This window comes from Novipirellula galeiformis, assembly GCF_007860095.1.
GTDB classification, from domain to species: domain Bacteria; phylum Planctomycetota; class Planctomycetia; order Pirellulales; family Pirellulaceae; genus Novipirellula; species Novipirellula galeiformis.
In genome coordinates, this window is record NZ_SJPT01000002.1 from 340,104 (window position 1) to 363,541 (window position 23,438).

General features: G+C 55.1%; 14 protein-coding genes. 9 read left to right on the forward strand and 5 right to left on the reverse strand.

The features are described from left to right. The first annotated feature begins 322 nt into the window (after positions 1-322). Positions 323-796: a hypothetical protein gene (locus tag Pla52o_RS06450; protein WP_146593781.1), complete on the forward strand. Its 474-nt coding sequence runs from the start codon at positions 323-325 to the stop codon at positions 794-796. Positions 797-904: 108 nt separating this feature from the next. On the opposite strand, the gene Pla52o_RS06455 is transcribed toward Pla52o_RS06450, so the two are convergent. Further along, positions 905-1,186, reverse strand: a complete 282-nt coding sequence (locus Pla52o_RS06455; protein ID WP_146593782.1) for a hypothetical protein — start codon at positions 1,184-1,186, stop codon at positions 905-907. Here Pla52o_RS06455 and Pla52o_RS06460 point away from each other — a divergent pair. Both Pla52o_RS06460 and carA read left to right on the forward strand, forming a co-directional pair. Next, positions 1,172-2,920, forward strand: coding sequence for a tetratricopeptide repeat protein (locus Pla52o_RS06460; RefSeq protein WP_146593783.1), 1,749 nt, complete (start codon positions 1,172-1,174; stop codon positions 2,918-2,920). The genes Pla52o_RS06455 and Pla52o_RS06460 overlap by 15 nt on opposite strands. Before the next feature lie 649 nt (positions 2,921-3,569). Further along, positions 3,570-4,694, forward strand: a complete 1,125-nt coding sequence (gene carA, locus Pla52o_RS06465; protein WP_146593784.1) for a glutamine-hydrolyzing carbamoyl-phosphate synthase small subunit — start codon at positions 3,570-3,572, stop codon at positions 4,692-4,694. A gap of 776 nt (positions 4,695-5,470) precedes the next feature. Here the strand turns inward: carA and Pla52o_RS06470 are convergent. From Pla52o_RS06470 to Pla52o_RS06480, 3 genes are all read right to left on the reverse strand, one after another. Continuing rightward, on the reverse strand, positions 5,471-6,937 hold the full coding sequence (locus Pla52o_RS06470) for a DUF1501 domain-containing protein (protein ID WP_197169048.1): 1,467 nt from the start codon (positions 6,935-6,937) through the stop codon (positions 5,471-5,473). Positions 6,938-6,947: 10 nt separating this feature from the next. Further along, a complete protein-coding gene (locus Pla52o_RS06475) occupies positions 6,948-9,323 on the reverse strand; it encodes a PSD1 and planctomycete cytochrome C domain-containing protein (protein ID WP_197169049.1) in 2,376 nt (791 codons plus the stop codon). A 429-nt stretch (positions 9,324-9,752) separates the two neighbouring features. Then, entirely contained in the window at positions 9,753-10,445 is a 693-nt protein-coding gene (locus Pla52o_RS06480; RefSeq protein ID WP_197169050.1) for a hypothetical protein, read from the reverse strand. A 233-nt stretch (positions 10,446-10,678) separates the two neighbouring features. Here Pla52o_RS06480 and Pla52o_RS06485 point away from each other — a divergent pair, with 233 nt between their 5' ends. After that, positions 10,679-12,133, forward strand: a complete 1,455-nt coding sequence (locus Pla52o_RS06485) for a catalase (protein WP_146593785.1) — start codon at positions 10,679-10,681, stop codon at positions 12,131-12,133. A 1,489-nt stretch (positions 12,134-13,622) separates the two neighbouring features. Here Pla52o_RS06485 and Pla52o_RS06495 read toward each other — a convergent pair. After that, positions 13,623-13,958 carry a helix-turn-helix domain-containing protein gene (locus tag Pla52o_RS06495; RefSeq protein ID WP_146593787.1) on the reverse strand — a complete coding sequence of 112 codons (336 nt, stop codon included), beginning with the start codon at positions 13,956-13,958 and terminating at the stop codon, positions 13,623-13,625. A 122-nt stretch (positions 13,959-14,080) separates the two neighbouring features. Between Pla52o_RS06495 and Pla52o_RS06500 the strand changes: the two genes are divergently transcribed. The 5 genes from Pla52o_RS06500 to Pla52o_RS06520 all read left to right on the forward strand — a co-directional run bounded on the left by Pla52o_RS06500 (position 14,081) and on the right by Pla52o_RS06520 (position 23,282). Further along, positions 14,081-15,772 (forward strand): class I SAM-dependent DNA methyltransferase, encoded by a 1,692-nt coding sequence (locus tag Pla52o_RS06500; protein ID WP_146593788.1) that lies wholly within the window; start codon positions 14,081-14,083, stop codon positions 15,770-15,772. After that, entirely contained in the window at positions 15,769-16,833 is a 1,065-nt protein-coding gene (locus tag Pla52o_RS06505; protein ID WP_146593789.1) for a virulence RhuM family protein, read from the forward strand. Before Pla52o_RS06500 ends, Pla52o_RS06505 begins: the two co-directional genes overlap by 4 nt. A gap of 179 nt (positions 16,834-17,012) precedes the next feature. Next, the gene (locus Pla52o_RS06510) at positions 17,013-18,386 is read left to right on the forward strand and encodes a restriction endonuclease subunit S (RefSeq protein WP_146593790.1); all 1,374 of its coding nucleotides are present in this window, start codon (positions 17,013-17,015) and stop codon (positions 18,384-18,386) included. Then, positions 18,386-19,981 (forward strand): DUF6119 family protein, encoded by a 1,596-nt coding sequence (locus Pla52o_RS06515; RefSeq protein ID WP_146593791.1) that lies wholly within the window; start codon positions 18,386-18,388, stop codon positions 19,979-19,981. The genes Pla52o_RS06510 and Pla52o_RS06515 overlap by 1 nt, the downstream gene beginning before the upstream one ends. Before the next feature lie 7 nt (positions 19,982-19,988). Then, positions 19,989-23,282 (forward strand): type I restriction endonuclease subunit R, encoded by a 3,294-nt coding sequence (locus Pla52o_RS06520; RefSeq protein ID WP_146593792.1) that lies wholly within the window; start codon positions 19,989-19,991, stop codon positions 23,280-23,282. Positions 23,283-23,438 lie beyond the last annotated feature (156 nt).

Here is a 23,438-nt window from a genome sequence, read left to right on the forward strand (position 1 = left end):
GCCACAGCTATTTTCAGATTGATTGCACAATCGCGAACGACCGCTGCTGTTGGGTTAATCGGGTCATTCGTAATGAACGTGTGCTGCCGAACCGTCCGGGGGCCTTGATTCCCGACATTGAGGGAGAGTCTTAACGATCGCGCGGACCTTGCGGGGGCCGTTACGCAGCCCGCCGGTTTAGGGGTGGGCTAACGGCCTGATGAAGGTGGTCGAGTGGTTTTTCGTGCTAGAGTGAAAATGAGATTCCCGAGGGGGTTACGTATGCCTCACACGCAGGTTCGCTCCCTTCCGAACGGTATCCTTCCTTAATACCCCCCAGAAAATGATGTCAAAACGCAATAAAATCCTCGTTGACCCTACTGTGCAATGGTCCATCGCCGCCCGCGTGCTGTCGCATTGGACGATCTTCCTGCTTTGTTTGGTGCTGATTAATGTCTCGGTGCGATTCTTTACCGTGGTGGTCGATCAACCGCTGGGGGCAGCATTGCGAGCGGCCGTTTTTGCCCAAGGCCCGGTGGTGTTGGTAATGTTGTTGCTGCTCCCCGTTTTTTTGCGAGACACGTTGGTGATGAGTAACCGTTTTGCGGGCCCGATGTATCGGTTGCGAACGGGATTGGCAGCGATGGCCAGTGGTGCGGCGATTTCGCCGATTAAGTTTCGCACGGATGACTTCTGGATGGCGGCCGCAGACGATTTCAATATCGTTTTGGAGCAGTTCAACACATTGAAGGCGGAAAAGACGCAACTACAAGCCGAGTTGAACCAGCTTCGCGAGGAGTTGGCGCTGGTCGATTAGACGATGGAGTTCGGCGTCGTTTGCGTGGGCCTGATTATTGCGGGCCCAATCCACTGCGAGCCCGATCCACTGCGAGCCCGATTCACTGCGGGCTCAAGTGTCGCGGGCTCAAGCTTCGCAGTGCGGATTGCCCACGATGCCGTACTTTGCCACCGAGTCGCGGTTTCTCCGAACCGAAACGATGGTGATCGTATGAAATGGGGGACATCCGGCTGTTAGGATGCATTGAGGGTCCAGCGGATCCCGCAATTCTGCATATTTCTTCGGCTGCAGGCGGAGTCTGTCTTCGCGGGGCGAGCGAATCACGTCATAATGGCCGCGGGTGAAGAGCTTTTCTTCACTTTTGATGTGCCTCAGATCATGGATTTGCGACAGATGTTTTTTCAGCAACGAGTTTGGATTGCGGTCCTTGCTATTCTCGTCAGCTCCAATTTTACGGTGAGTTTTTGCGACCAACCCGTCGCGGTGTCCGATGACATTAGCCAGCAAGACCAAGCCAGCGCGGGGGGAGGCAAGCCAAAGTCGGAAACCAAAAAAGCAGCCAGTGATGCGGGGCAAGCGGATTTTGATGATGCAGTGATCAAACGGATTGAAGCCGAATCTCCGGAACAACTCGCTGCGGTTTCAACCCTGTTGGAATCGGCGCTCACCAAAGGGCTGAATGAAGAGAACGAATCGTTCGCTGAAAAGATGTTAGCGAGCGTTTTGGTTCAACGCAGTCAACAAGTCGTTGCACTCATGCAACGAGTGCGTGGCCGACGGATGTTGCAACTTCGCGACGAGGCACTCGAGTTCCTCCGCAAAGCGACCCAAAGCGACCCGACGTTGGTCGAAGCGTATTTGATGATCGCTCAGTTGAATATCTTGCCCGAGGGCAATCGCGACGAGATGACAACGGCAACATCCAAAGCGATCGAATTGCTCGTGGACGAACCGATCCAACAAAGTCGCGCCTATGTGCTGCGTGCGGTCGCCCAAGAGGATGCCGAAAAGAAGATGGCCGATTTGGATTCCGCAATCCAAGCCGATCCTAGCAATATCGAAGCGTTGCAGGCGCGTGCTGGTTTGCGGATGCAAAGTGACGATGTCGACGGTGCAATGGCCGATTTGAAGTTGATCCTGGCTGAAGATCCCGGCAACCAAGTCGTCGCCCAGGCGGCCGTGCAACAATTGCTCGATGCCGAACGCGTCGACGATGCCGTCGAACTGATCACCAAGACGCTCGCTGCCAAGCCGAGCGAAGGGATGTATCGGATGCGAGCCATTTTGTATCGCTTGCAAGGCAAAGAAGACGAAGCCTTGGCCGATTTGAACAAAGCGTTGGCGATGCAACCCAAAGACCCGATCTCGCTTTTGCAACGGTCGGAGATCGCACTTTCACGAGGCGATATTCAAGCGGCGAAACGTGATTTGAAGACTGCGATGGGAATCGCACCTCAGGTCGCCGATGCGGAACAAGCGATCGTCGTTCGTTGTTTGATCGCAGTGGAAGAAGGCCGGATGGCGGATGCCATCAATGATATGAAAACGTTGGTTGATCGCGACCCGACCAGCATCGTCCGCCAACTGCAATTGGCGAACCTGTATCTACGCGATGAACGTCCGCGTCAGGCCATCGAGATCCTTTCGGCCGTTTTGGATCGAGATCCCAAAAACGCTTCGGTCCTGCGATCGCGTGCCGACGCACTGTTAAGTGTCGGCGAACATGCCGATGCCGTCGCGGATTACGAACGAGCCGCCAAGGTTACCCAAGACGATAGTGTGGAATTGCCCGGTATCCTCAATAACTTGGCTTGGGTGCTGGCAACGTCTCCCAATGACACCTTGCGCGACGGCAATCGGGCGGTCGAGCATGGCAAACGTGCAGCCGAATTGACCCAGTTCAAGGAAGCTCACATTCTCAGCACCCTCGCGGCGGGGTACGCCGAGATCGGTGATTTTGAAAAGGCAATCGAGTGGAGCAGAAAGGCGGTCGAGTTAGGCGAATCCGACGAGAACGAGCAAATCGAACAACTCAAGGAAGAACTCGAAAGTTATCGCCAGAACAAGCCTTGGCGCGAGAAACAGGAACTCGAAGAGAACAAGGTTCCGATTCTGTCGCCCGAAGACTTGATCGACACCTGAGCCTCTCGGTTGTGAAAGAGCCATTGTTGCCGTCTGCTCAATGGCATCTACTTTGGCCCCATGAGGGTGGTTTTTACGCAAGTTCCGACGGGCCGGTGAGAAGCCGCTGGATTGCTTGCCACGGATCTTGCGACGCCAATGTCGATGGCATGGGACGTTGGCCCTCGGTTTCCTACACATCTCACGACGAATGCTCTTCGATCCTATCCCGATAGGGATTGAGGAGATTAGCCGTAGGTAAGCGAAACGCCACCTACGGAAAGTGAGAGAGCGAAATCGCTTTCGACCCTGAAGGGGGCGTAGCCCAGTTGTCTGTGCCCCCTTTAGGGTCAATTCTGAGGTTGTTTTAGGTTTTCCGGTGGTGTTCGCTACGCTCAAACCACCGGCTAATTTCTAAAATCCCTCTCGGGATTGGGGTAAAAAAGATGTGTTAGATAAAGAGGGCTTACGCCCTTGGGCCGATCGGGATGACGGCGAATCATCCCCGTCCAGTGCTTCGGTTTTAGAACGATTTTCTTGCCGCCGGTCCGCTCCTCACGTTTTCATCGGGCGTCGAGGTTGTGACCCCGCCTCGTCAAAAACTCTGGGAGCGTCTATTCTACGGCTATCGGAATTTGGTTCCTTCTCCATCTAACACTTAACATCTGATATGCCGAAAACCGCGAAACTTGCACTCGAAGATGGCACCGTTTACGAAGGATACGCGATTGGTGCGGAGGGGGAGGTGACGGGAGAAGCCGTCTTCAATACCGCGATGACGGGTTACCAAGAAATTTTGACCGACCCCAGTTATCGGGGGCAGATTGTCACGATGACGTACCCCGAGATTGGAAATTACGGGATCAACGCGATCGACGTCGAGCACGAAGCTCCGTCCTTGTCGGGCTTCATTGTTCGCGCCGATAGCCGCATCTTCAGCAACTATCGAGCTGATGGCGACCTACAATCGTACCTACAGAAACACAACATCATCGGACTTTCGGGAATCGATACGCGGGCACTCGTGCGGCGAATCCGCACCGCCGGAGCGATGCGAGCGGTATTGTCGACCACCGACCTGAGCGACGAAAGCCTGGTCAACAAGGCGAAAGAATCGCTCAGCATGGTCGGACGCGACTTGGTGCGCGAAGTGATGCCAACCAAGGCGATCGCTTGGAATCAAAAGCTTGACGATTGGACCGAAGCCGAAGTCGGACGTCACAGCCGAACCAACAGTGCCGCTCATGTGGTTTGCATGGACTTTGGCATGAAGTGGAACATTCCTCGCCACTTCGCCTCGCGCGGCAACCAAGTCACGATCGTGCCCGGTGATATGTCGGCCGAGGAGATCATGAAGCAAAATCCGGATGGAGTTTTCTTGTCCAACGGCCCCGGCGACCCTGAACCGTTGGAGTATGCTCAGAACACGATTCGCGAACTGCTCGGACAGGTTCCTGTGTTTGGCATCTGCTTAGGGCACCAACTTTTATCGCTGGCGTGTGGCGCGAAGACCTTCAAATTGAAGTTCGGGCATCGCGGAGTCAACCAACCCGTCTTCGATATCGAAACCGGCAAGGTCGAAATCACGACTCAGAACCACGGCTTTGCGGTCGACGAAAAATCGCTGCCGGATTGCTTGGAAGTCACACACCGAAACTTGAACGACGACACGGTCGCCGGTGTACGCCATCGCGAACACGTCGCGTTCGGAGTGCAGTATCACCCCGAAGCGGCCTCCGGACCTCACGACAGCCACTATTTGTTCGAGCGATTTGCCCAAAAGATCGCCAAGTAGTCGAAGCCCCGTCCCTCCCTTCCGCTAGAGCATCTTTAATTTCGATCTAGCCGGTGTGTCGTCCGACGACGGACCGCGTTGTTGCGAACGCAGCAACGGTTGGAATCCGACGTCGTTTGTCAAATTGCTCTCGATGACGATACCTCGTACCTCGTGATCGAAACGATCGCGTGGCTTCGCCTCCTTTTGATTCTTAATCGTAATCTTACTCTTAATCCTAATCTTCTCCGGTTGGTTACGGTCCAACGGGGCTCACGCAGACGTGATTAAGATTAAGCGTTTCTCGTTTAAGCACTCGAGCTGGACTGAGAATGCGCATGAAATCATTCACCGCGAACAGAAAAGCCGCATTTCGGCTGTCCGGTTCGATGTCTTCATCGTCGTTCTTCTCCGGGGTTATCTCGCTTGTTCTTCGAGGAGCTGACGACATCGGATCGGCGTAACAACTCTACGTTGATGATTGAATCGTTGCCGTTCGCGGCAGCGTCGACCACGTTTTCAAACAGCCGTTCCGAACGAGGCCCCTGCTGACTGCGAAACTGGCCTGGCCGAAAACGAGATCACTCAGATACCCGAGCGTGGGAAGGGGCGAGCCTAGGACGCGAGATTTGGGGCGCGAGATTAGGGGCACAGCACTTGGTCGGGGCCGTGCCAACGCCCCATTCGAACGGGAGCCCAAACGGAGACTCGGTCGAGGCGAAGGTTGATCTCGACGAAGGACCGCGTTCTTGCGAACGCAGCTACGACTGGAATCCGACGTCAATTCTCAGATTGCACTAGGCCAACAGATCTTTGACGACGTGGGCAGGGTCGACGCCGGTGAGCCGGAAATCGAGCCCTTGAAATCGCACGGAAAGTCGCTGGTGGTCGAGTCCCAACAAGTGCAGCAACGTCGCGTGCAAATCGTGAACATGGACCGGATTTTCGATCGGCCCGAAACCAAATTCATCGGTTTCACCATAGACGAGCCCTGGCTTGAATCCGCCCCCGGCAAACCACATCGTGAACGCGTCGATGTGATGGTTGCGGCCGGTGTTCTCGCGGACTTCGCCCATCGGAGTGCGGCCAAATTCGCCTCCCCAAATCACGATCGTGTCCTCCAGTAAACCGCGACGCTTCAAATCCATCACCAGCGCGGCGGAGGCTTGGTCGACCTCTTTACAGATCTCCGGCAGATGTTGTTGCAGATTCTCCGTCGGGCCGCCGTGATGGTCCCAATTGGTATGGTACAGCTGGATGAACCGGACTCCGCGTTCGACCAACCGCCGTGCGAGCAAACAATTCCGCGCATAACTCGATTCGTTGGGATCCTTGATTCCGTACATTGCGAGCGTCTCGGCGCTTTCCCCGGCGGTGTCCATCAACTCTGGCGCCGAACTCTGCATCCGGTACGCCAGTTCGTAGGCGTTGATCCGCGTGGCAATCTCGGGGTCGGAGGTTTCGACCAATTGTTTTAGATTCAATTCACGCACCGCATCGACCAACGCTCGTTGTTGGGTTTGGTTAAACGCTCCCGGCGTGGAAAGGTTCAAAATCGGATCGCCTTGGCTGCGCAGTGGCACTCCTTGGTAGGTCGTCGGCAACACGCCGCTGCCCCACAGCACCGCGCCGCCGCGTGGACCGCGGGGGCCGCTTTGCAGCACCAAGAATCCGGGCAGGTCATCACACTCGCTACCGAGCCCGTACGTCACCCAGGATCCCATCGCCGGTCGACCGAATTGGCCACTTCCGGTGTTCATGAACAATTTGGCCGGAGCGTGGTTGAACAGCTCCGTTTTGCACGTTTTTACAATCGTTAACTCGTCGACAATCTGTGCCGTATGGGGCAACAGGTCGCTGACCCATGCGTCACTCTCTCCATACCGTTTGAACGTCCGCGTTGGCCCCAGCAAATTGCTGCGGTGGCTGCTGTCCATGAACGCAAATCGCTTGCCCTCGACAAAACTTGGCGGAATCGGTTGTCCGTTCCACTGGGTCAATTTTGGTTTGTACTCAAACGTTTCAAACTGGGTGGGGCCTCCCGCCATGAACAGGAAGATCACGTTTTTCGCTTTCGCGGGAAAGTGCGCGGCCTTGGGCTGCATCGGATTGGAGGTCGCCGTCGCCGCGGTAGGCGCCGCCAACCCGCGGTCGGCCATTAACGAAGCCAACGCCATCGACCCGACGCCCATGGTGCAGCGGCTAAAGAAATGACGACGCGTTGCCTCGTGCAGCCGAGGCGAGTTCATGCGTTTGGGAACCATCGGACACTCTCTAGGGGCGGGTGATCGTTTCGTCGAGATTCAACAGCGCTCGGGCCGCGGTCGAGGAATCGAGTTGATTTAGGATCGCAAGCTCGTCTGCGGTCGGCGTTCGCGACGTACAGCGGCGAAACGCAGTTTCCATGCCATCGCGAACAATGATCTGTTCCAAGGCAGCGGCGAATTCAACGTGGGCGGGGTCGTTTAGCAGCGTCAGCGCCTGTAGCGGCGTGTTGCTACGCAGCCGCCGCGTGCAACTGCTGAATCCTTCGGGGGCGTCAAACACGTTCAACGACGGGGGTGGGGTGGCGCGAAAATGGAACGTGTAAAGCCCACGCCGATAACGGTCGCTCCCCTTGCTGGTCGACCAAGAACGCTGCACCTGGCCTTGCCCCATCACGCCCTCGGGAATCGGCGGAAACACCGGCGGTCCCCCGACTTCCGCAGACAATCGTCCGCTGGCCGCGAGCGACACATCGCGAATAATCTCCGCGTCAAGCCTCAGCCGGCGCTGTCGTCCGAGCAGGTAATTCTCGGGGTCTTTCTGCTGCAATTCGGGAACGACGTTCGAAGTCTGCTGGTAGGTGTGAGACGTCACGATCAAACGATGCATTTCTTTCAAACTCCAACCCCGCTGGACAAATTCAATCGCCAGCCAATCCAACAATTCGGGGTGCGAGGGCAACGAGCCTTGCAGTCCAAAGTCGTTTTCAACTTCGGTCAAGCCGCGACCAAAATAGTGCTGCCAGACGCGGTTGATGATCACGCGAGCCGTGAGCGGATTCTGAGGGCTGGTGATCCAGTGTGCCAAGTCCAATCGGTTGGGTCTTTGTGAAATGCTCGTCAAGGGATGCAGCACCGAAGGCGTTCCAGGCGTCACCTCGGCGGCGGGACGCGTGAAATCTCCCTTGATCAACAAGTGGGTGGCGCGAGGAGTTGGCCGCTCCTGCATCACCAGCGTCGTGGGCACCCGTTTGAACGCTGCGGCGGCCGCGTTGTACTCGGATGTCAATCGTTTGAATTGCTCGTCCAGCGGGGCATCAGTTTCTCTCGTTCGTGATGCGGCAAAGAGGATGCGTCGCTGCTCCAAGCTTCGCTTATCCGGTTTCGTATCGAGCGTCTTGCGCACGTTCGTATCGAGGTCCTTTTTCGATGCCTCGGTCAACTCCGCCTCCCATACTGCGGCTGCGTCAGCATGCTCGTGTAAGAAACTCGACAACTTCTCACTGGCGGCATCGCGTTGTGCGGTCAGGGCGGCGACGTCCGAATCGCCGTAAACCTTCATCGTCGGTTCATTTTGGTCATTGAAGAAGGCAAACATGCGATAGTATTCGACCTGCGTGATGGGGTCGAATTTATGGTCGTGGCACTGTGCACATCCAATCGTCAAACCGAGCCAAACGGTGCCAGTGGTCGCCACACGGTCGAACACGCTGTCCATACGAAATTGTTCTTTGTCGATTCCGCCTTCCTGATTGATTTGTGTGTTGCGATGAAACCCCGTCGCCACTTTCTGACTTTCGCTTGCCTCGGGCAAAAGGTCGCCGGCCAATTGTTCGATCGTGAAGGTGTCAAAGCGCATGTCGTTGTTCAACGCGTCGACGACCCAATCACGGTACTTCCAGATTGATCGAGGTGCATCGATCGAGTAACCATTGCTGTCGGCATAGCGAGCCTGATCGAGCCACCACAGTCCCCATCGTTCGCCGTAGTGCGGGCTTGAGAGTAGTCGCTCGACAAGGTCGTGATACGCTGCCGCCGCATCCTCTGACGCGGCGGTTTGGAACGCATCCATTTCCTGGGGCGTGGGTGGCAAACCAATCAAATCCAGAAAGAGACGCCGAATCAAAGTTTGGTCGTCGGCGCGTGGCGAAGGTCGCAATCCTTCGCTGGACAACCGGCTCTGGATGAATCGATCGATCGGATGTGACGCTCCCTCGACCTCCGGAGGAGAGATTCGTTGCGGAGGTACAAACGCCCAGTGCACGTCGTACTTCGCTCCTTGCTCGATCCACCGCCGGAGCGTTTCTTTCTGGGCCGACGTGAGCTGTTTTCCCGAATCCTTCGGCGGCATGATTTCACCCTCGTCGTCCGAGAGCACACGGCGGAGTAGTTCACTCTGATCGGGTTGTCCCGGCACGATCGCAACACTGGTACCACCTTCGCCGGTGGCACCAGCAAAGGTGTCCAGCCGCACATCGGCTTCACGCGCCGCTTCGTCGAAACCATGACACGCGTAGCAATTCTCCGACAAGATCGGTCGCACGTCGCGATTGAAAACGATCGCATCGCTCGTTTCAGCCGCACTGTGTAGCGGCGCAGCGACCAAGACACAGGCGACGGCGATCAACATCGTTGGGAAGGGAGCTTGACGTTGATGGTCGATCATTCGTGCCTCGATGCAGGGGCTAGCTGGAGAGTCATCCAAAGAGACGGATGGGACGCACTGTATTGTAGACCAATTTGGCTTGACCGATGCCGATTGGCGGCGTCAAAGACCTGACGGGGGGTGTGTCTCGAAACGAGCGTTTTGTCCCTGCTAAGCTGGTAGGCAGGAGTCTTTCGGTAGATTAGCCGCTTGGGCGTTAGCCACAGTTCAAGCGGTTCAACCGGTGCTAACGCCCTAGCGGCTAATGGGATTTTCCCCGATCATTCCTGCCTCCCTGCTGTAGAGCGATTTTATAATTGACGTGGGATCCGATTCGTAGCTGTATTCGCAACAACGCTGTCCACCGCAAGGGCGACATGAGCTACATCAAAATGAACGACGCTCGAAGTGACCGTCCACAATCACAGTTCGAGATCGATGTGAGTTGTCTCAACGCGAGTGGGGATCCGGTGAAAAGAGGCGAGGATTGCGCTCGATGAATCGTTGGATTCCGCGTTTGATGATCGAGTCGTTTTCACGCTTCATGTAGAGATAGCCAGCGATGGAGACGACCATTGCGCCCCCTGCGTCGACGATCAAGTCGATCATCGTGTCGGTTAGTCCCGAAGGATCGCCGAGCATCGGCTTTTGCATGTTCATCCCCAAGCATTGGTCCATCGCGAATTCAAACAATTCCCATAGTGTGCCAATGGAAAGTGCAAAGCAGAACGCAAAGAACGCGACGAACCCCGGCCGCATGTGTAGATTGACGCGAGGGGTTTCATTGAGCACATACACCAGCAAGAGACCGAGGACACCCAACAGTACGCCGGAGGTGGTATGCAGCGCGATGTCCCACCACCAGAACCGACTGTAGTACTCACGTGTTTCGCCAAGGAATAACGAAGCGAAAATAAACGCAACCGTCAACACCTCGAATTCAGGTGGAATCTCTACTTGAACCCGGCTAGCGAACAGCGTTGGTAAAAACGTCAACAACAGAATTCCGGTCGCGATCGCGGCGTTCATCCAAAGCGCGTCCAGCAATTCCCATGCAATGCCAAGTGCGATCGCCAGTCGCAGAGACACGACCAAACATCGGTAGATGAAATCGAACCAGCTCGTTTCGCTGTGGTTCTTCATGGGCGTGACGGGGTTTCGCAATGGCGGACTACGGACGAACGCTGGCAGGACACAACAACCTTACGAAATGACTTCGCCCGACGGGACTTGTGGTTGGTGCGCAATTTGCTGTTGCAACCTTGGACACAACGACGGGCGCAACAACGGACGCAACGATTCGCGTCAACCGTTGAACATGATAAATTGGACGAGTTAGGCCGATCGCCGCGCTCGAAAGACAAAGGACTCTCCGTATGAACAAGAACGACTCCAAACCGACAACTACCGATGCCGGTTGCCCCGTTTCCAGTGACGAGCACTCGCTGACCGTGGGGCCTGATGGCCCCATTTTACTGCATGACCATTACCTCATCGAGCAGATGGCCAACTTCAATCGTGAACGTATCCCCGAGCGTCAGCCACACGCGAAAGGTTCTGGAGCGTTTGGATATTTCGAGGTCACCCACGATGTCAGTGCGTTCACCAAGGCGGCCGTTTTCCAGCCGGGGACGAAGACCGATACGTTGATCCGGTTCTCCACCGTGGCGGGCGAGCGTGGCAGTCCGGATACATGGCGGGATCCCCGCGGCTTCTCGGTGAAATTCTATACCAGCGAGGGCAACTACGACATGGTTGGGAATAACACGCCCGTGTTCTTCCTTCGTGATCCTATGAAGTTCCAGCACTTCATCCGGTCGCAAAAACGCCGTGCGGACAACGGGCTCCGCGACCACGACATGCAATGGGACTTTTGGTCCCTGTCGCCCGAATCCGCCCACCAGGTGGCATGGTTGATGGGGGATCGCGGGATTCCAAAGACGTGGCGGAACATGAACGGCTACTCCAGCCATACCTATATGTGGGTCAACGCTGCGGGCGAACGATTTTGGGTGAAGTATCACTTCAAAACCGATCAAGGCATCGACTTTCTTACCCAGGAAGAGGCCGACCGATTAGCCGGGGCTGACGGTGATTACCACCGCCGCGACCTGTTCGACGCGATCAAACGAGGTGACAATCCGAGTTGGTCGTTGAAAATGCAGATCATGCCCTTCGAGGAAGCGAAGACGTACCGGTTTAATCCGTTCGACTTGACCAAAGTATGGCCGCATGCAGATTACCCACTGCACGATGTCGGCAAGCTAACGCTGAACCGCAACCCAACCGATTTCCACACCGAAATCGAACAGGCGGCGTTCGAGCCCAATAACCTCGTGCCGGGGATTGGCATCAGTCCCGACAAGATGTTGCTCGGTCGCATGTTTGCCTACGCCGACGCCCACCGTCATCGACTGGGAGTGAATTATAAACAGATTCCCGTCAACGCTCCGCAGTGTCCGGTGTTCAGCTACAGCAAGGATGGGCAAGGTCGAACGCAAAACGTTTCGGACCCCGTTTACGCACCGAACTCCAAGGGCGGACCAGCGGCCGATGGCCAGCGATATCCTGAGTCAGCGACTTGGTCGGCCGACGGCGAGTTCACCCGGGCCGCCTATACGCTACGTGAGGATGATGACGACTTTGGTCAAGCCGGCACGTTGGTGCGCGACGTCATGGACGATCCACAACGCGAGCGACTTGTGTCCAATGTCGTCGGACATCTCAAGGACGGTGTGTCTGAGCCTGTGCTGCAGCGCGCATTCGAGTACTGGAGCAACATTGACAAAAACATCGGTGACCGAATTCGTAAAGGCATCAGCGGTGGTTAGAGTTCGCTTTCGCTGGACTGGACGCCCGTGCTGATTTCCGCGACGGACAAAGCTTCCGTTCTGTTTTTGCTGTAGCTGCCGTCGCCAGACGGTGGACCACGCTCCGGCGAACGCAGCTACGGGATAAATTCCACGTCAGAACGCGAGCCAGGGGACACAGCACGTTGTCGGCCACTTTGCCAACTCCACATTTGAACAGCAACTGAAGAGGAGACTCGGCCGAGGCGAATGTTGATCTCGACATCCGCGCGGTCAGCAAGGGCGATCGCCGCCGGTGGGCTCGAGCATTTCCGTTTTTGCTGTAGCTGCCGTCGCCAGACGGTGGACCACGCTCTGGCGAACGCAGCTACAACCGAGCCAGGGGACACAGCACATTGTTGTGCCACTTTGCCAACTCCACATTTGAACAGCGACTGAAAAGGAGACTCGGACGAGGCAGAGGTTGATCTCGACGACCGCGCGGTCAGCACGGGCGATCGCCGCCGGTGGTCTCGAGCATTTCCGTTTTTGCTGTAACTGCCGTCGCCAGGCGGTGGACCACGCTCTGGAGAACGCAGCTATAACCAAGCCAGGGGACACAGCACATTGTTGGGCCCGTGGCAACTCCACATTTGAACAGCGACTGAAAAGGAGACTCGGACAAGGCAGAGGTTGATCTCGACAACCGCGCGGTCAGCAAGGGTGATCGCCGCCGTTGGGCTCGAGCATTTCAGTTTTTGCTGTAGCTGCCGTCGCCAGACGGTGGACCACGCTCTGGCGAACGCAGCTACGGTATGAATCCCACGTCAGTTGTCAAAATGCTCTAGAAACGAAAAGAACGCTCGTGGTTTCGCGAAACTCAGTACCCAGGTTACACGCTCATCGCGTTGGGTGTCGGCGGACGTATCACCGCATGCGGGCCGGCGGATCTCCCCGCAGGACCAAATCCGGGACGAATCGACAGACTCGAGCCCGTTCCGGTCGCTAGTTTACGCCGCTCCTACTAGCACGACATGCAGGCCGCGGCCCTGGTCACACAACTCAGCAGCCATCAGGTTTGTATGCACTGTCTCCGACGTCACTGTCTCCGACGTCACTGTCTCCGACGTCACTGTCTCCGACGTCGCCGTTGGTGTCCCACAAGTATCCCGCAGGGATTGCGGACAATAGCCGCAGGTAAGCGCAGCGCCACCTGCGGTCATCAGTCCAAGCGAATCTCGTCGACCCCGAAGGGTGTCGTAGAATCCGGGGTGATGGATCTGCGAGCACCTGCGGGGGCGGTGTTTTCCGTTCGACCTATTTCCGGCGGTTTTCGCTGCGCTCGACCGCCGGCTAATGTCTGATCACGCCTCCGCGTAAATGCATTGCGCATTCCCACCTCGCTTAATCGGATCGTTTTTACCGCGGCATGGCTGGCTTCCTCGATAAAGCAGTGAGGAAAAGTCATCGCAGCCGGCCTTTCCCCGTAAAACTGCAATCGTCATTTTTTCTTCACCGCGAGGGCGTTCGCTTAACTGTTCGACGCGTCAATTGCATTGACGATTCGTGCGAGCGTTTTCGAATCACATCTCGCCAGGGCAAGAAACACATCAGGCTGCTCTAACACTCGATTCGTGATCGAATTCGGAATCCGCTTTGCCAGCAGCATTAGCTCGTCTTCGTCGGCCTCCAGCACATCGGCCAGCCGGTGGATCAACGCGGCAGACGGGTATTCGCCAAAGTCCATCTTCCCGCATTCGACTTTGCTCAAATACGAGAAGCCAACATCGACCAACGGTGCTAGATCACGCAGCGAATGACCTTTCGCTTGGCGCAGCTCGCGGATTCGTTTTCCAAATGTGTTCATGATTCCTGCCAGCTTGTTAGCTGCCCCCCCAGATTATACGATCTGTAGCAGTGATTAGGCAACGCCCGCTGTACGATCTCATGGCATCCGCCGCGACGACTTAGATCCATTAAAGATTTCACATGACTGCATCGGACGCACAAAAATTCCTGAAAGACCTCGACAAGAAACTTTGGACGGCAGCGGACAAGTTGCGGGCCAATCTCGATGCGGCGGTTTATAAACACGCGGTGCTGGGACTGATTTTCTTAAAGTACGTCTCCGACTCGTTTGAGCTACGGCAGCAGGAGATCGAATCACAGCTCCGCGATCCCGAGCACGACTACTACCTCGATCCGGCCGACCATGACGATGCCGAATACGAGTCAATGCTCGCGGACGAACTCGAAGTTCGCGACTACTACCTGGAAGAAAACGTGTTCTGGGTTCCGGCTCTGGCTCGTTGGAAAACCATTCAACAGAGTGCTCCGCTCGCTGCCGGAACCGAAATCACTGTCAAGAACGGGGCGAGCAAGCAGTACAAGATCACTTCGATCGGCAAGTTGATCGACGATGCGTTAGGTGAAATCGAAAAGGAAAACCCGAAACTCAAGAGCGTTCTGAACAAGAACTACACCCAGCTTCAGCTTCCTCAGCCAAGCTTGATCGGCCTGATCAATCTGATCGCTGAAATCCCGTTCCAGCACGAAGACCTCGACGCCAAGGACATCCTTGGCCACGTCTACGAATACTTCCTCGGCCAGTTTGCTCTCGCCGAAGGGAAAAAGGGCGGTCAGTACTACACGCCCAAGTCGATCGTCAACCTGGTCGTGGAAATGCTCGAACCGTTCAAGGGGCGAGTCTATGACCCGGCCATGGGCAGCGGCGGCTTCTTTGTTTCCAGCGAAAAGTTCATTGAAGAGCACGGAGGCAAGATCGGTGACGTGTCGGTCTATGGACAGGAATCAAATCCGACCACGTGGCGACTGGCCGCGATGAACATGGCGATTCGCGGGATCGATTTTAATTTTGGCAAGGAACCTGCCAACACGTTTACTCACGACCTGCATCCGGACCTGCGAGCGGATTACGTGATGGCCAACCCGCCATTCAACATGAAAGAATGGTGGGACGGAAAACTCGAAGGCGATCCGCGTTGGGAACACGGCGACCCACCCCAGGGCAACGCCAACTTTGGCTGGCTGCAGCACATGCTGTATCACCTTGCCCCCAAAGGCTCGATGGCGCTGTTGTTGGCCAATGGCTCGATGAGTAGTAACACCAAGGGAGAAGGCGAGATTCGCGAAACGATTGTCAAAGCGGACCTCGTCGAATGCATGGTCGCCTTGCCCGGCCAGCTCTTTACCAATACACAAATCCCGGCCTGCATCTGGTTCCTGACCAAAACGAAGCAGAAGCGAGGCCGAGGGAAAAACGCCTACCGCGACCGAGTCGGCGAAGTGCTGTTCATCGACGCCCGCAAGCTGGGCTACATGGTAGACCGAGTCCTACGGGCTTTCACCGACGAAGACACCGAAAGGATTGTCAGCACCTTTCATACGTGGAAGCGTGATAGAGACAACTACCAAGATGTGGCCGGCTTCTGCAAAAGCGCAACCTTGGATGAGATCGCCGAACATGGCCACGTGCTGACGCCGGGTCGCTACGTCGGAGCCGAAGAGGTGGAAGACGACGGCATCCCCTTCGCGGACAAGATGGGCAAGCTTACCGCTGAACTTGCTGATCAATTCGCGGAGTCTGTCAAACTCCAAAAGGCGATTCGTAAAAACATGAAGGCTCTCGGCTTCGAGCTTCCTGCCGGGGGACAGAAATGACCGAAAACCTGCCGTCCCCAGCAGAGGGGCAATTCCTTTTCTACGATACCGAAGACGGGAAAACCCGGGTTCAAGTTCTGCTGGACGGTATGACATGCTGGATGCCTCAGAGCCACATTGCCGTGCTCTTTGAGACTACCCCGCAGAATGTCACCCAGCACATTAAGAACATCTATGCCGAGGGAGAGCTGGACGAATCCGCAACTTGTAAGAATTACTTACAAGTTCAAAAAGAGGGAAATCGCGAGGTAAAACGCAATCTGCTGATCTTCAACCTGGAGGTTGTTATTGCTATCGGATACCGCGTCCGAAGCTCACGAGGTACGCAATTTCGCCGCTGGGCCACCTCCACGCTCAATGAGTTCCTCGTCAAAGGGTTCGTGCTTGACGACCAGCGTTTGAAAGCTGCCAAATCAACCTTCGGCAAAGACTACTTTGACGAACTCCTCGAACGCATTCGCGACATTCGCGCGTCCGAGCGACGGTTCTATCAAAAGATCACCGACATCTACGCGACTGCGTCTGACTACAACAAGGACGCCGAAGTCTCGCGGGAGTTTTTTGCGACGGTTCAGAACAAACTGGAATGGGCCATCACCGGAATGACCGCAGCAGAGCTCATTAAGGATCGTGCCGATGCAACTCAGCCCAACATGGGTTTGCAAACGTGGAAGAACTCACCTTCGGGAAAAATCCGTAAAACGGATATTACCGTCGCAAAAAACTACCTATTCCAAGAAGAACTGAGTGACCTGAATCGTATCGTCACGATGTACCTCGACTACGCAGAAGACCAAGCCAAGCGTCAGCAACCGATGACGATGGCACAGTGGGCATCCAAGCTGGATGCCTTCCTTGCTTTTAACGATCGCTCCGTATTAAAGAACGCAGGAAAAGTCGAAAAGAAGGTCGCGGATGCATTGGCAATCGAGCAGTACGAGCAATACAAGACCGAGCAACGACGAATCGAAGCAACGGAACCGACCAGCGACTTCGATCGCTTCGTTGACGATATCGGCAAGTTAAATCCTCCAGAGGGCGAGGAGGGCAGCGATGCTTAGCCGAAAAGATGGAGGGCTTGACCCGCGAGTTAGCCACTCAATTTCACGAGTCCGAAAAACTGCAGTCAGCGATCCGCGACAACATGCAAAAGCTGGGCTTTGCCTTGCCGAAGGTGGTGGAATGAGTCGCATATTGCGAAGCCAAGCTACTGACGCTTCAGATCGTTCGGAGAAAGCAGATGTCTAATCCGACGGTCGGCGAAAGTCCGGATCATTGGGAGTTTACAACTCTTGGCGAAGTCTGCGATCGCGGAGGCGGGAGTATTCAGACCGGACCTTTTGGAAGTCAATTGCACGCATCGGACTATGTCGATGAGGGCATTCCATCCATCATGCCGGTCAACATCGGCGACAACCGCTTGATCGAAACGGACATCAAGCGGATCACCGAGGAAGACGCGGAACGCCTTAGTAAACACCTTGTTGTGCCCGGTGACATAATCTACAGCCGCCGTGGAGATGTCGAACGCCGTGCACTTGTTCGCGAAGAACAACGTGGCTGGTTCTGTGGAACGGGCTGCATCAAAGTCCGACTTGGCGAAGGTGTAGTCGATCCCGCGTTCGCGTCGTTCTATCTAGACCACCCGAACGTGCGTCAATGGATTGTGCAGCACGCGGTTGGCGCAACGATGCCAAATTTGAATACCAGCATCATGAAGGCGATCCCGTTTGTACTGCCGCCTCCAGAAGAACAGCGAGCTATCGCGTCGATCCTTGGATCATTGGACGACAAGATCGAGTTGAACCGTCGGATGAATGCGACGCTGGAGTCTCTTGCGCGGGCGATCTTCAAGAGTTGGTTCGTCGATTTCGACCCGGTCAAAATCAACGCGGGCCAGATGCCTGCGGATGGACACGACCCAACGATTCTCAACCTTTTCCCCTCCACCTTCCAAGACTCAGGCATTCCTGAAGGTTGGGTATCCACCACATTGGGAGACGAAGTCGACTTTCAAACAGGAAACGCGTTCAAAAGCAAATCGTTTACAAACGAACCACCCGGAACACGATTGGCAAGAGGAATGAACGTCAAAGAGGGTGTCTTCTTTTGGGGTAACCAAACGCGTTATTGGCCCGAAGTGACCGACGACATCGAACCCTATTTGCTTCGTGCTGGCGATGTGTTGATCGGCATGGATGGTTCAAAGGTAGGCAAAAACTGGGTTCGGGTTCGTGAAGTCGACCTCCCGTGTTTGCTGGTGCAGCGAGTCGCCCGATTGCGAGCCGCCGATTCAGTTGGTGAGAACTTCCTGTGGATACTCTGCGGTAGTGAGACGTTTCGCCGATACGTCGACTCGGTGAAGACAGGTACTTCGATTCCACACATTAGCGGCGGACAGATCAAGAGTCTCTCCTTTGTGCGACCGCCCAAGGGAGATGATCGTGTTTTCCATGAGTTCGAGAACATCGTGAGTGCTTTCGCAAATCAACACGACAAGAATGCAAGTGAGTCAGTGTCGCTAAGTCTGCTTCGCGACACCCTCCTTCCCCGCCTTCTCTCCGGCGAACGCCCCGTTCCAGATTCTCTCCTACCGATTGAGCAGGTGGTCTAATGGCGACGAAAGGTATTCCAACGGCAAAGCTGAATGTGCTCTTGCTCAAGGCGAAATGCAAATCGTTCAAAGATGCGTTACGCGACGGTCACACTTTGGCGGAAACGAAACTTAAGAGCACCATTGGAGTTGCTTCCACGCTATACACGAAAACGCCGCATCAGAACCCACCAAGTTGGGCGAAGTTCCTTAGGCCAATAGCTAAAGGCGAACTAAGGCTGGGCAATGCTTCGAGTTCTGCGATTCTCTTTGTTAAATCTGCTGGGCGAATCTTTGCGTTTTGTTTCGGCCAAGGAAGAAGTGAGTTGAAAAACGATATTGCAGAGCCTGCATTTGGTTTGAAAGTGGCATTGAACACCGTCGATGCCGCCAAGCTTCGCAGTGCAGACGCTCGGACGTTAGAACACGGGGTCACGACTCGACGTCTTCAAACAAGTCGAAACGCCGACCAAACTGCTTTCGGTTTTGACGTATCTCGCGAACTGTTGCGTCAGATTGCTGGACAGCCAGATGACCCTACGATCGGCACGAAGGTTGTTGGGACTGACGCACTGACGCTTCACGCCCGCATCACGGCGGGTGGGCTTGGGAAAAAATGCGAGCAGCTATTAAAGGCCTATCAGTCGAAGAAATACAAAGACCAATTTGAATGGGTAGATCATCTCACTGCAGTCAACGACCGGGGGATTCGAGAAAAACTCGATGAAAAGTTGGTAAAAGAATTTACCAATGGCGATCGCGAGAACATGCATCTCGCTGCAACTTCGATTGTTGATTGGGAAGCGGTGGAGAGCTTCAAGTTGGGCGGGGCAGGCAGGACTGAGTTTGTCGATCTTGACCTTGAAACGTATGTTTCGCAAATCAAGAAGCTTGATGAAATCTCACTTCAACGGCTAAAGAACTACCAAGTAAAAGCCAAGTTTGCGGGCGGCACCTCCCATCAACGTCAGTCAAATATTTACTCGTCACTTGTGTGGGAGACCAGGCATGCGGGCAAAATGTATGCGTTGGTCGATGGAAGCTGGTACGCCATTGACAGCAACTACGCAGAAACCGTCGCCAAATTCATCCAAGCGATACCGATACCCGACCCAGATCATCTTCCTAATACGACTCTCGGGGAGGTTGAAGGTGACTACAACGAGCGCGCGGCAGAAGAAAGTGACGAATTATTTATGCTCGATAAGCTCTTGGTAAGACCTGAAGGTGCATCAACCTCCATTGAGTTTTGCGATTTATTTTCAAAAGCAAAGCAACTGATCCATGTAAAGCGGAAGACACGTTCAGCGACATTGAGCCACTTGTTCGCTCAGGGGGTTGTGTCAGCAGAGCTTTTTCTTCAGGACCCTGAGGTGCGAAATCAAGTCAAGGATCACATCCGGGATCACGCACCCAATGGTGGATTTTTGGGGCACATTCCTAACGGGCGGCCAAACGCAGGTGACTACGAAGTCGTATACGGCATCGCAGCAAAGCCCAACAATAAATGGCCTCTTTCGTTGCCGTTTTTTAGCCAAGTCAACCTGATGACCGCCTGCAAGCGTTTGGACGCACTTGGCTTTCGATATTCCTTGGTCCTGATTGAAGCGAGTTGAATTCGCAGTGATTACCGAAGACCAACTTGAACAACTTTCCCTCGACTGGTTCCGCGAGGCGGGCTGGGACTACACCAACGGCGTGGACATCTCGCCCGACGGAGACGATCCAGAGCGGGATGACTACCGAGTTGTCGTCTTGAAAGATCGCTTGGCCGAGGCGGTGGCTCGACTGAATCCTGACCTTCCGCGATCGGCCGTCGATGATGTCGTTCACGTCGTCGCGAACCCCGATCATCCCAGCTTGGAACAAAACAACCGAGCACTGCACAGGCTCTACACGAACGGCGTCAAAGTCGAATACAGCACCAGTGACTCCGACGAGGGCGATGGCAAGGAAACGATCTTCGCTCAGATCATCGACTTCCAAAACCCGGACAACAACGACTTGCTGGTCGTCAACCAGTTCAACGTCGCGGGAACCAAACAGGCTCGCAGGCCCGATGTCGTGGTCTTTGTCAATGGGTTGCCGCTGGCGGTCGTCGAGCTGAAGAACCCGGCGGATGAATCGGCCGATGTGTGGAAGGCTTACTCGCAACTGCAAACTTACAAAGACGAAATCTCCGATCTGCTGGCCTACAACGTGGCTCTCGTCATCAGCGATGGGATCACGGCGCGAGTCGGTTCGCTGACGGCCAACCAAGAACGGTTCATGCCATGGAACACGATCAAGAACGAAGACCATCGGCCGCTGCTGGAATACCAGTTGGAGAAAGTCGTTCGCGGCTTCTTCGATCCTGAGCTCTTTCTGGATTACATGCGGTCCTTCGTCCTGTTTGAAGACGATGGCGACTCGCTGATCAAAAAGATCGCCGGTTACCATCAGTTCCACGGTGTCCGCGAAGCGGTTCGCGCAACGGTGGTCGCGTCTGCGGATCCAGATGATGATCAGGTTCGAGAAAAGTTGGGTGCCTATCAAGTAGGAAGTCGTAACCAGGTGCCAACCGCGGCTAACGCCGAGCGGCTAATGAATGAACTGCAACCCGGCTCGCGAAAGGCGGGCGTGTTCTGGCACACGCAGGGCAGCGGCAAAAGCATTTCCATGTGCTGCTACGCGGGCAAGCTGCTGCAGCAACCAGCGATGAAGAACCCAACGCTGGTCGTGGTCACCGACCGCAACGAGCTGGATGGCCAACTGTACCAACAGTTCTGCATGGCCAAGGACCTTTTAAAACAAACGCCGGAACAAGCCAACAACCGCGAAGAACTCCGCGAGATGCTGGCCTCTCGTGAATCCGGCGGCGTTATCTTTACAACGGTGCAAAAGTTCTCGCTGCTTGACAACGAGAACGACCACCCGGCGCTCTGTGATCGCAGCAACGTCGTGGTGATCTCCGATGAAGCTCATCGTAGCCAGTACGGAACGAAGGCTCGACTGAAGCAGATTAAGGATAAAGAAACAGGCGAAGTGGTCGATGCGAAGTACGTGTTTGGCTTCGCCAAACACATGCGAGACGCACTGCCCAATGCGTCCTTCATTGGCTTCACCGGCACGCCAATCGACAAGGAAGACAAAGACACTCGTGGGGTGTTCGGCGATTACGTCAGCATCTACGACATTCAGGACGCGGTCGACGACGGAGCTACGGTTCCGATCTACTACGAGAGTCGATTGGTCAAAATCGACATCAACCGGGCTCAAATCGACGAACTGAACAAAGACGTCGATGAGGTCATCGAAGACGAAGAGGATGTGGCCTCGCGAGAACGAGTGAAAAGTCGATGGACTCAGTTGCGTGAGCTGGTGGGGGCCGGCCCGCGACTTGCTGAGGTTGCCGCCGATGTCGTGGAACATTTCGAGAAACGCAATGCGTCGGTCGAAGGTAAGGCGATGTTCGTTGGAATGAGCCGCCAGATCTGCGTCAGTCTCTTTGATGAAATCATCAAGCTTCGTCCCCAGTGGGCCGGTACAAAGATCACCAACGACAAGGGCAAAGCGGTCGGTTACAACCACGACGACGGCGCGATCCGAATCATCATGACCGGATCAGCCACGGACAAAGCTGAACTCCAGCAGCACGTCTACACCAAACGGGAAAAGAAGCGACTTGAAAAACGGTTTAAAGATCCGAATGACCCTCTGAAGATTGTGATTGTCCGCGACATGTGGCTCACCGGCTTCGATGCTCCTTGCTGCCACACGATGTACGTTGACAAACCAATGTCGGGTCACAACCTGATGCAAGCGATCGCTCGCGTGAATCGCGTCTTCAAGGACAAACCGGGCGGTGTGGTCGTGGACTATATCGGCATCGGTTCCGAGCTCAAAGCGGCGTTGAAAACTTACACGGATGCCAAGGGCAAAGGTCAACCTACGCTCAGAGCCGAGGAAGCGCTGAGTGTACTCCAGGAGAAAATGGATGCGGTTCGCGGATTGTTCCACGGGTTCGATTACTCGGACTATTGCGACAACGCCCTCCAACTGTTGCCGCCAGCCGCAAACCACATTCTTGGATTAGAAGAGCAGAACGGGAAGACAGGCAAACAGAGATTTTTGGACATCATGGCGTCGGTCAGCAAGTCGTACTCGCTGTGTAGCACGCTCGATGAAGCCGCCCAATACCACCGAGAAATCGCCTTTCTGTCTGCAGTTCGAGCGGCAATCGTCAAGAACACGACTGTCGATCAGAAGCTGGTTCAGGATCAGAAGAACTCGGCGATGAAGCAGATTCTCGACAACGCCGTTGTCTCGGAGGGGGTGGTTGATGTTTTTTCACTCGCCAACCTGGACAAACCCAACATTGGCCTGCTTTCGGACGAGTTTCTCGAAGACGTCCACAACATGCCGCTAAAGAACTTAGCAGTCGAACTATTGGAAAAGCTACTGCGGGATGAAATTCGGGGGCGTTCTTCTCGCAACGTGGTTCAGGAGAAAGCGTACACCGATCGACTGATCGCCACGCTTCGCAAGTACCACAACCGCAGCATCGAAACGGCGCAAGTGATCGAAGAATTGATCACGATGGCAAAGGACTTCAAAGATCGACTCAAACGCGATGAAGTCCTTGGCTTAAACGGAGACGAGATTGCGTTCTATGACGCTTTATCGAATAACGAGAGCGCTGTGCGTGAATTGGGCGATGCCACTCTCAAGAAGATTGCAGTTGAAATCACCGAGAAACTACGTGCCAGTACGTCAGTTGATTGGCAAGTGCGCGAGAGCGTCCGAGCCAAGTTGCGAAACCTCGTCCGTCGACTTCTGCGGAAATACAAATACCCACCTGATCAGGCGATCGAAGCAATCGAACTGGTCATGAAGCAAGCGGAAGCACTCGCGGTGGATTGGACGAACGAGCAATAGTGCATTCTCATCTTTGATGTAGCTACCGTCGCCAGACGGTGGACCACGTTCTGGCGAACGTAGCTACTTTTTTTTGCCGGGGACACGCTAAAATTGTTCTAGCGTGTCTTTACTCTGCAGCGTTGCGAAGGACGTGAAGAGCCGTGAAAGCAACGC

Excerpts from the sequence above, each read along its gene's own strand:
- Pla52o_RS06450 (WP_146593781.1), top strand. The coding sequence starts at position 323 with ATGATGTCAAAACGCAATAAAATCCTCGTTGACCCTACTGTGCAATGG.
- Pla52o_RS06460 (WP_146593783.1), top strand. The coding sequence starts at position 1,172 with ATGTTTTTTCAGCAACGAGTTTGGATTGCGGTCCTTGCTATTCTCGTC.
- carA (WP_146593784.1), top strand. The coding sequence starts at position 3,570 with ATGCCGAAAACCGCGAAACTTGCACTCGAAGATGGCACCGTTTACGAA.
- Pla52o_RS06470 (WP_197169048.1), bottom strand. The coding sequence starts at position 6,937 with ATGGTTCCCAAACGCATGAACTCGCCTCGGCTGCACGAGGCAACGCGT.
- Pla52o_RS06475 (WP_197169049.1), bottom strand. The coding sequence starts at position 9,323 with ATGATCGACCATCAACGTCAAGCTCCCTTCCCAACGATGTTGATCGCC.
- Pla52o_RS06480 (WP_197169050.1), bottom strand. The coding sequence starts at position 10,445 with ATGAAGAACCACAGCGAAACGAGCTGGTTCGATTTCATCTACCGATGT.
- Pla52o_RS06485 (WP_146593785.1), top strand. The coding sequence starts at position 10,679 with ATGAACAAGAACGACTCCAAACCGACAACTACCGATGCCGGTTGCCCC.
- Pla52o_RS06495 (WP_146593787.1), bottom strand. The coding sequence starts at position 13,958 with ATGAACACATTTGGAAAACGAATCCGCGAGCTGCGCCAAGCGAAAGGT.
- Pla52o_RS06500 (WP_146593788.1), top strand. The coding sequence starts at position 14,081 with ATGACTGCATCGGACGCACAAAAATTCCTGAAAGACCTCGACAAGAAA.
- Pla52o_RS06505 (WP_146593789.1), top strand. The coding sequence starts at position 15,769 with ATGACCGAAAACCTGCCGTCCCCAGCAGAGGGGCAATTCCTTTTCTAC.
- Pla52o_RS06510 (WP_146593790.1), top strand. The coding sequence starts at position 17,013 with ATGTCTAATCCGACGGTCGGCGAAAGTCCGGATCATTGGGAGTTTACA.
- Pla52o_RS06515 (WP_146593791.1), top strand. The coding sequence starts at position 18,386 with ATGGCGACGAAAGGTATTCCAACGGCAAAGCTGAATGTGCTCTTGCTC.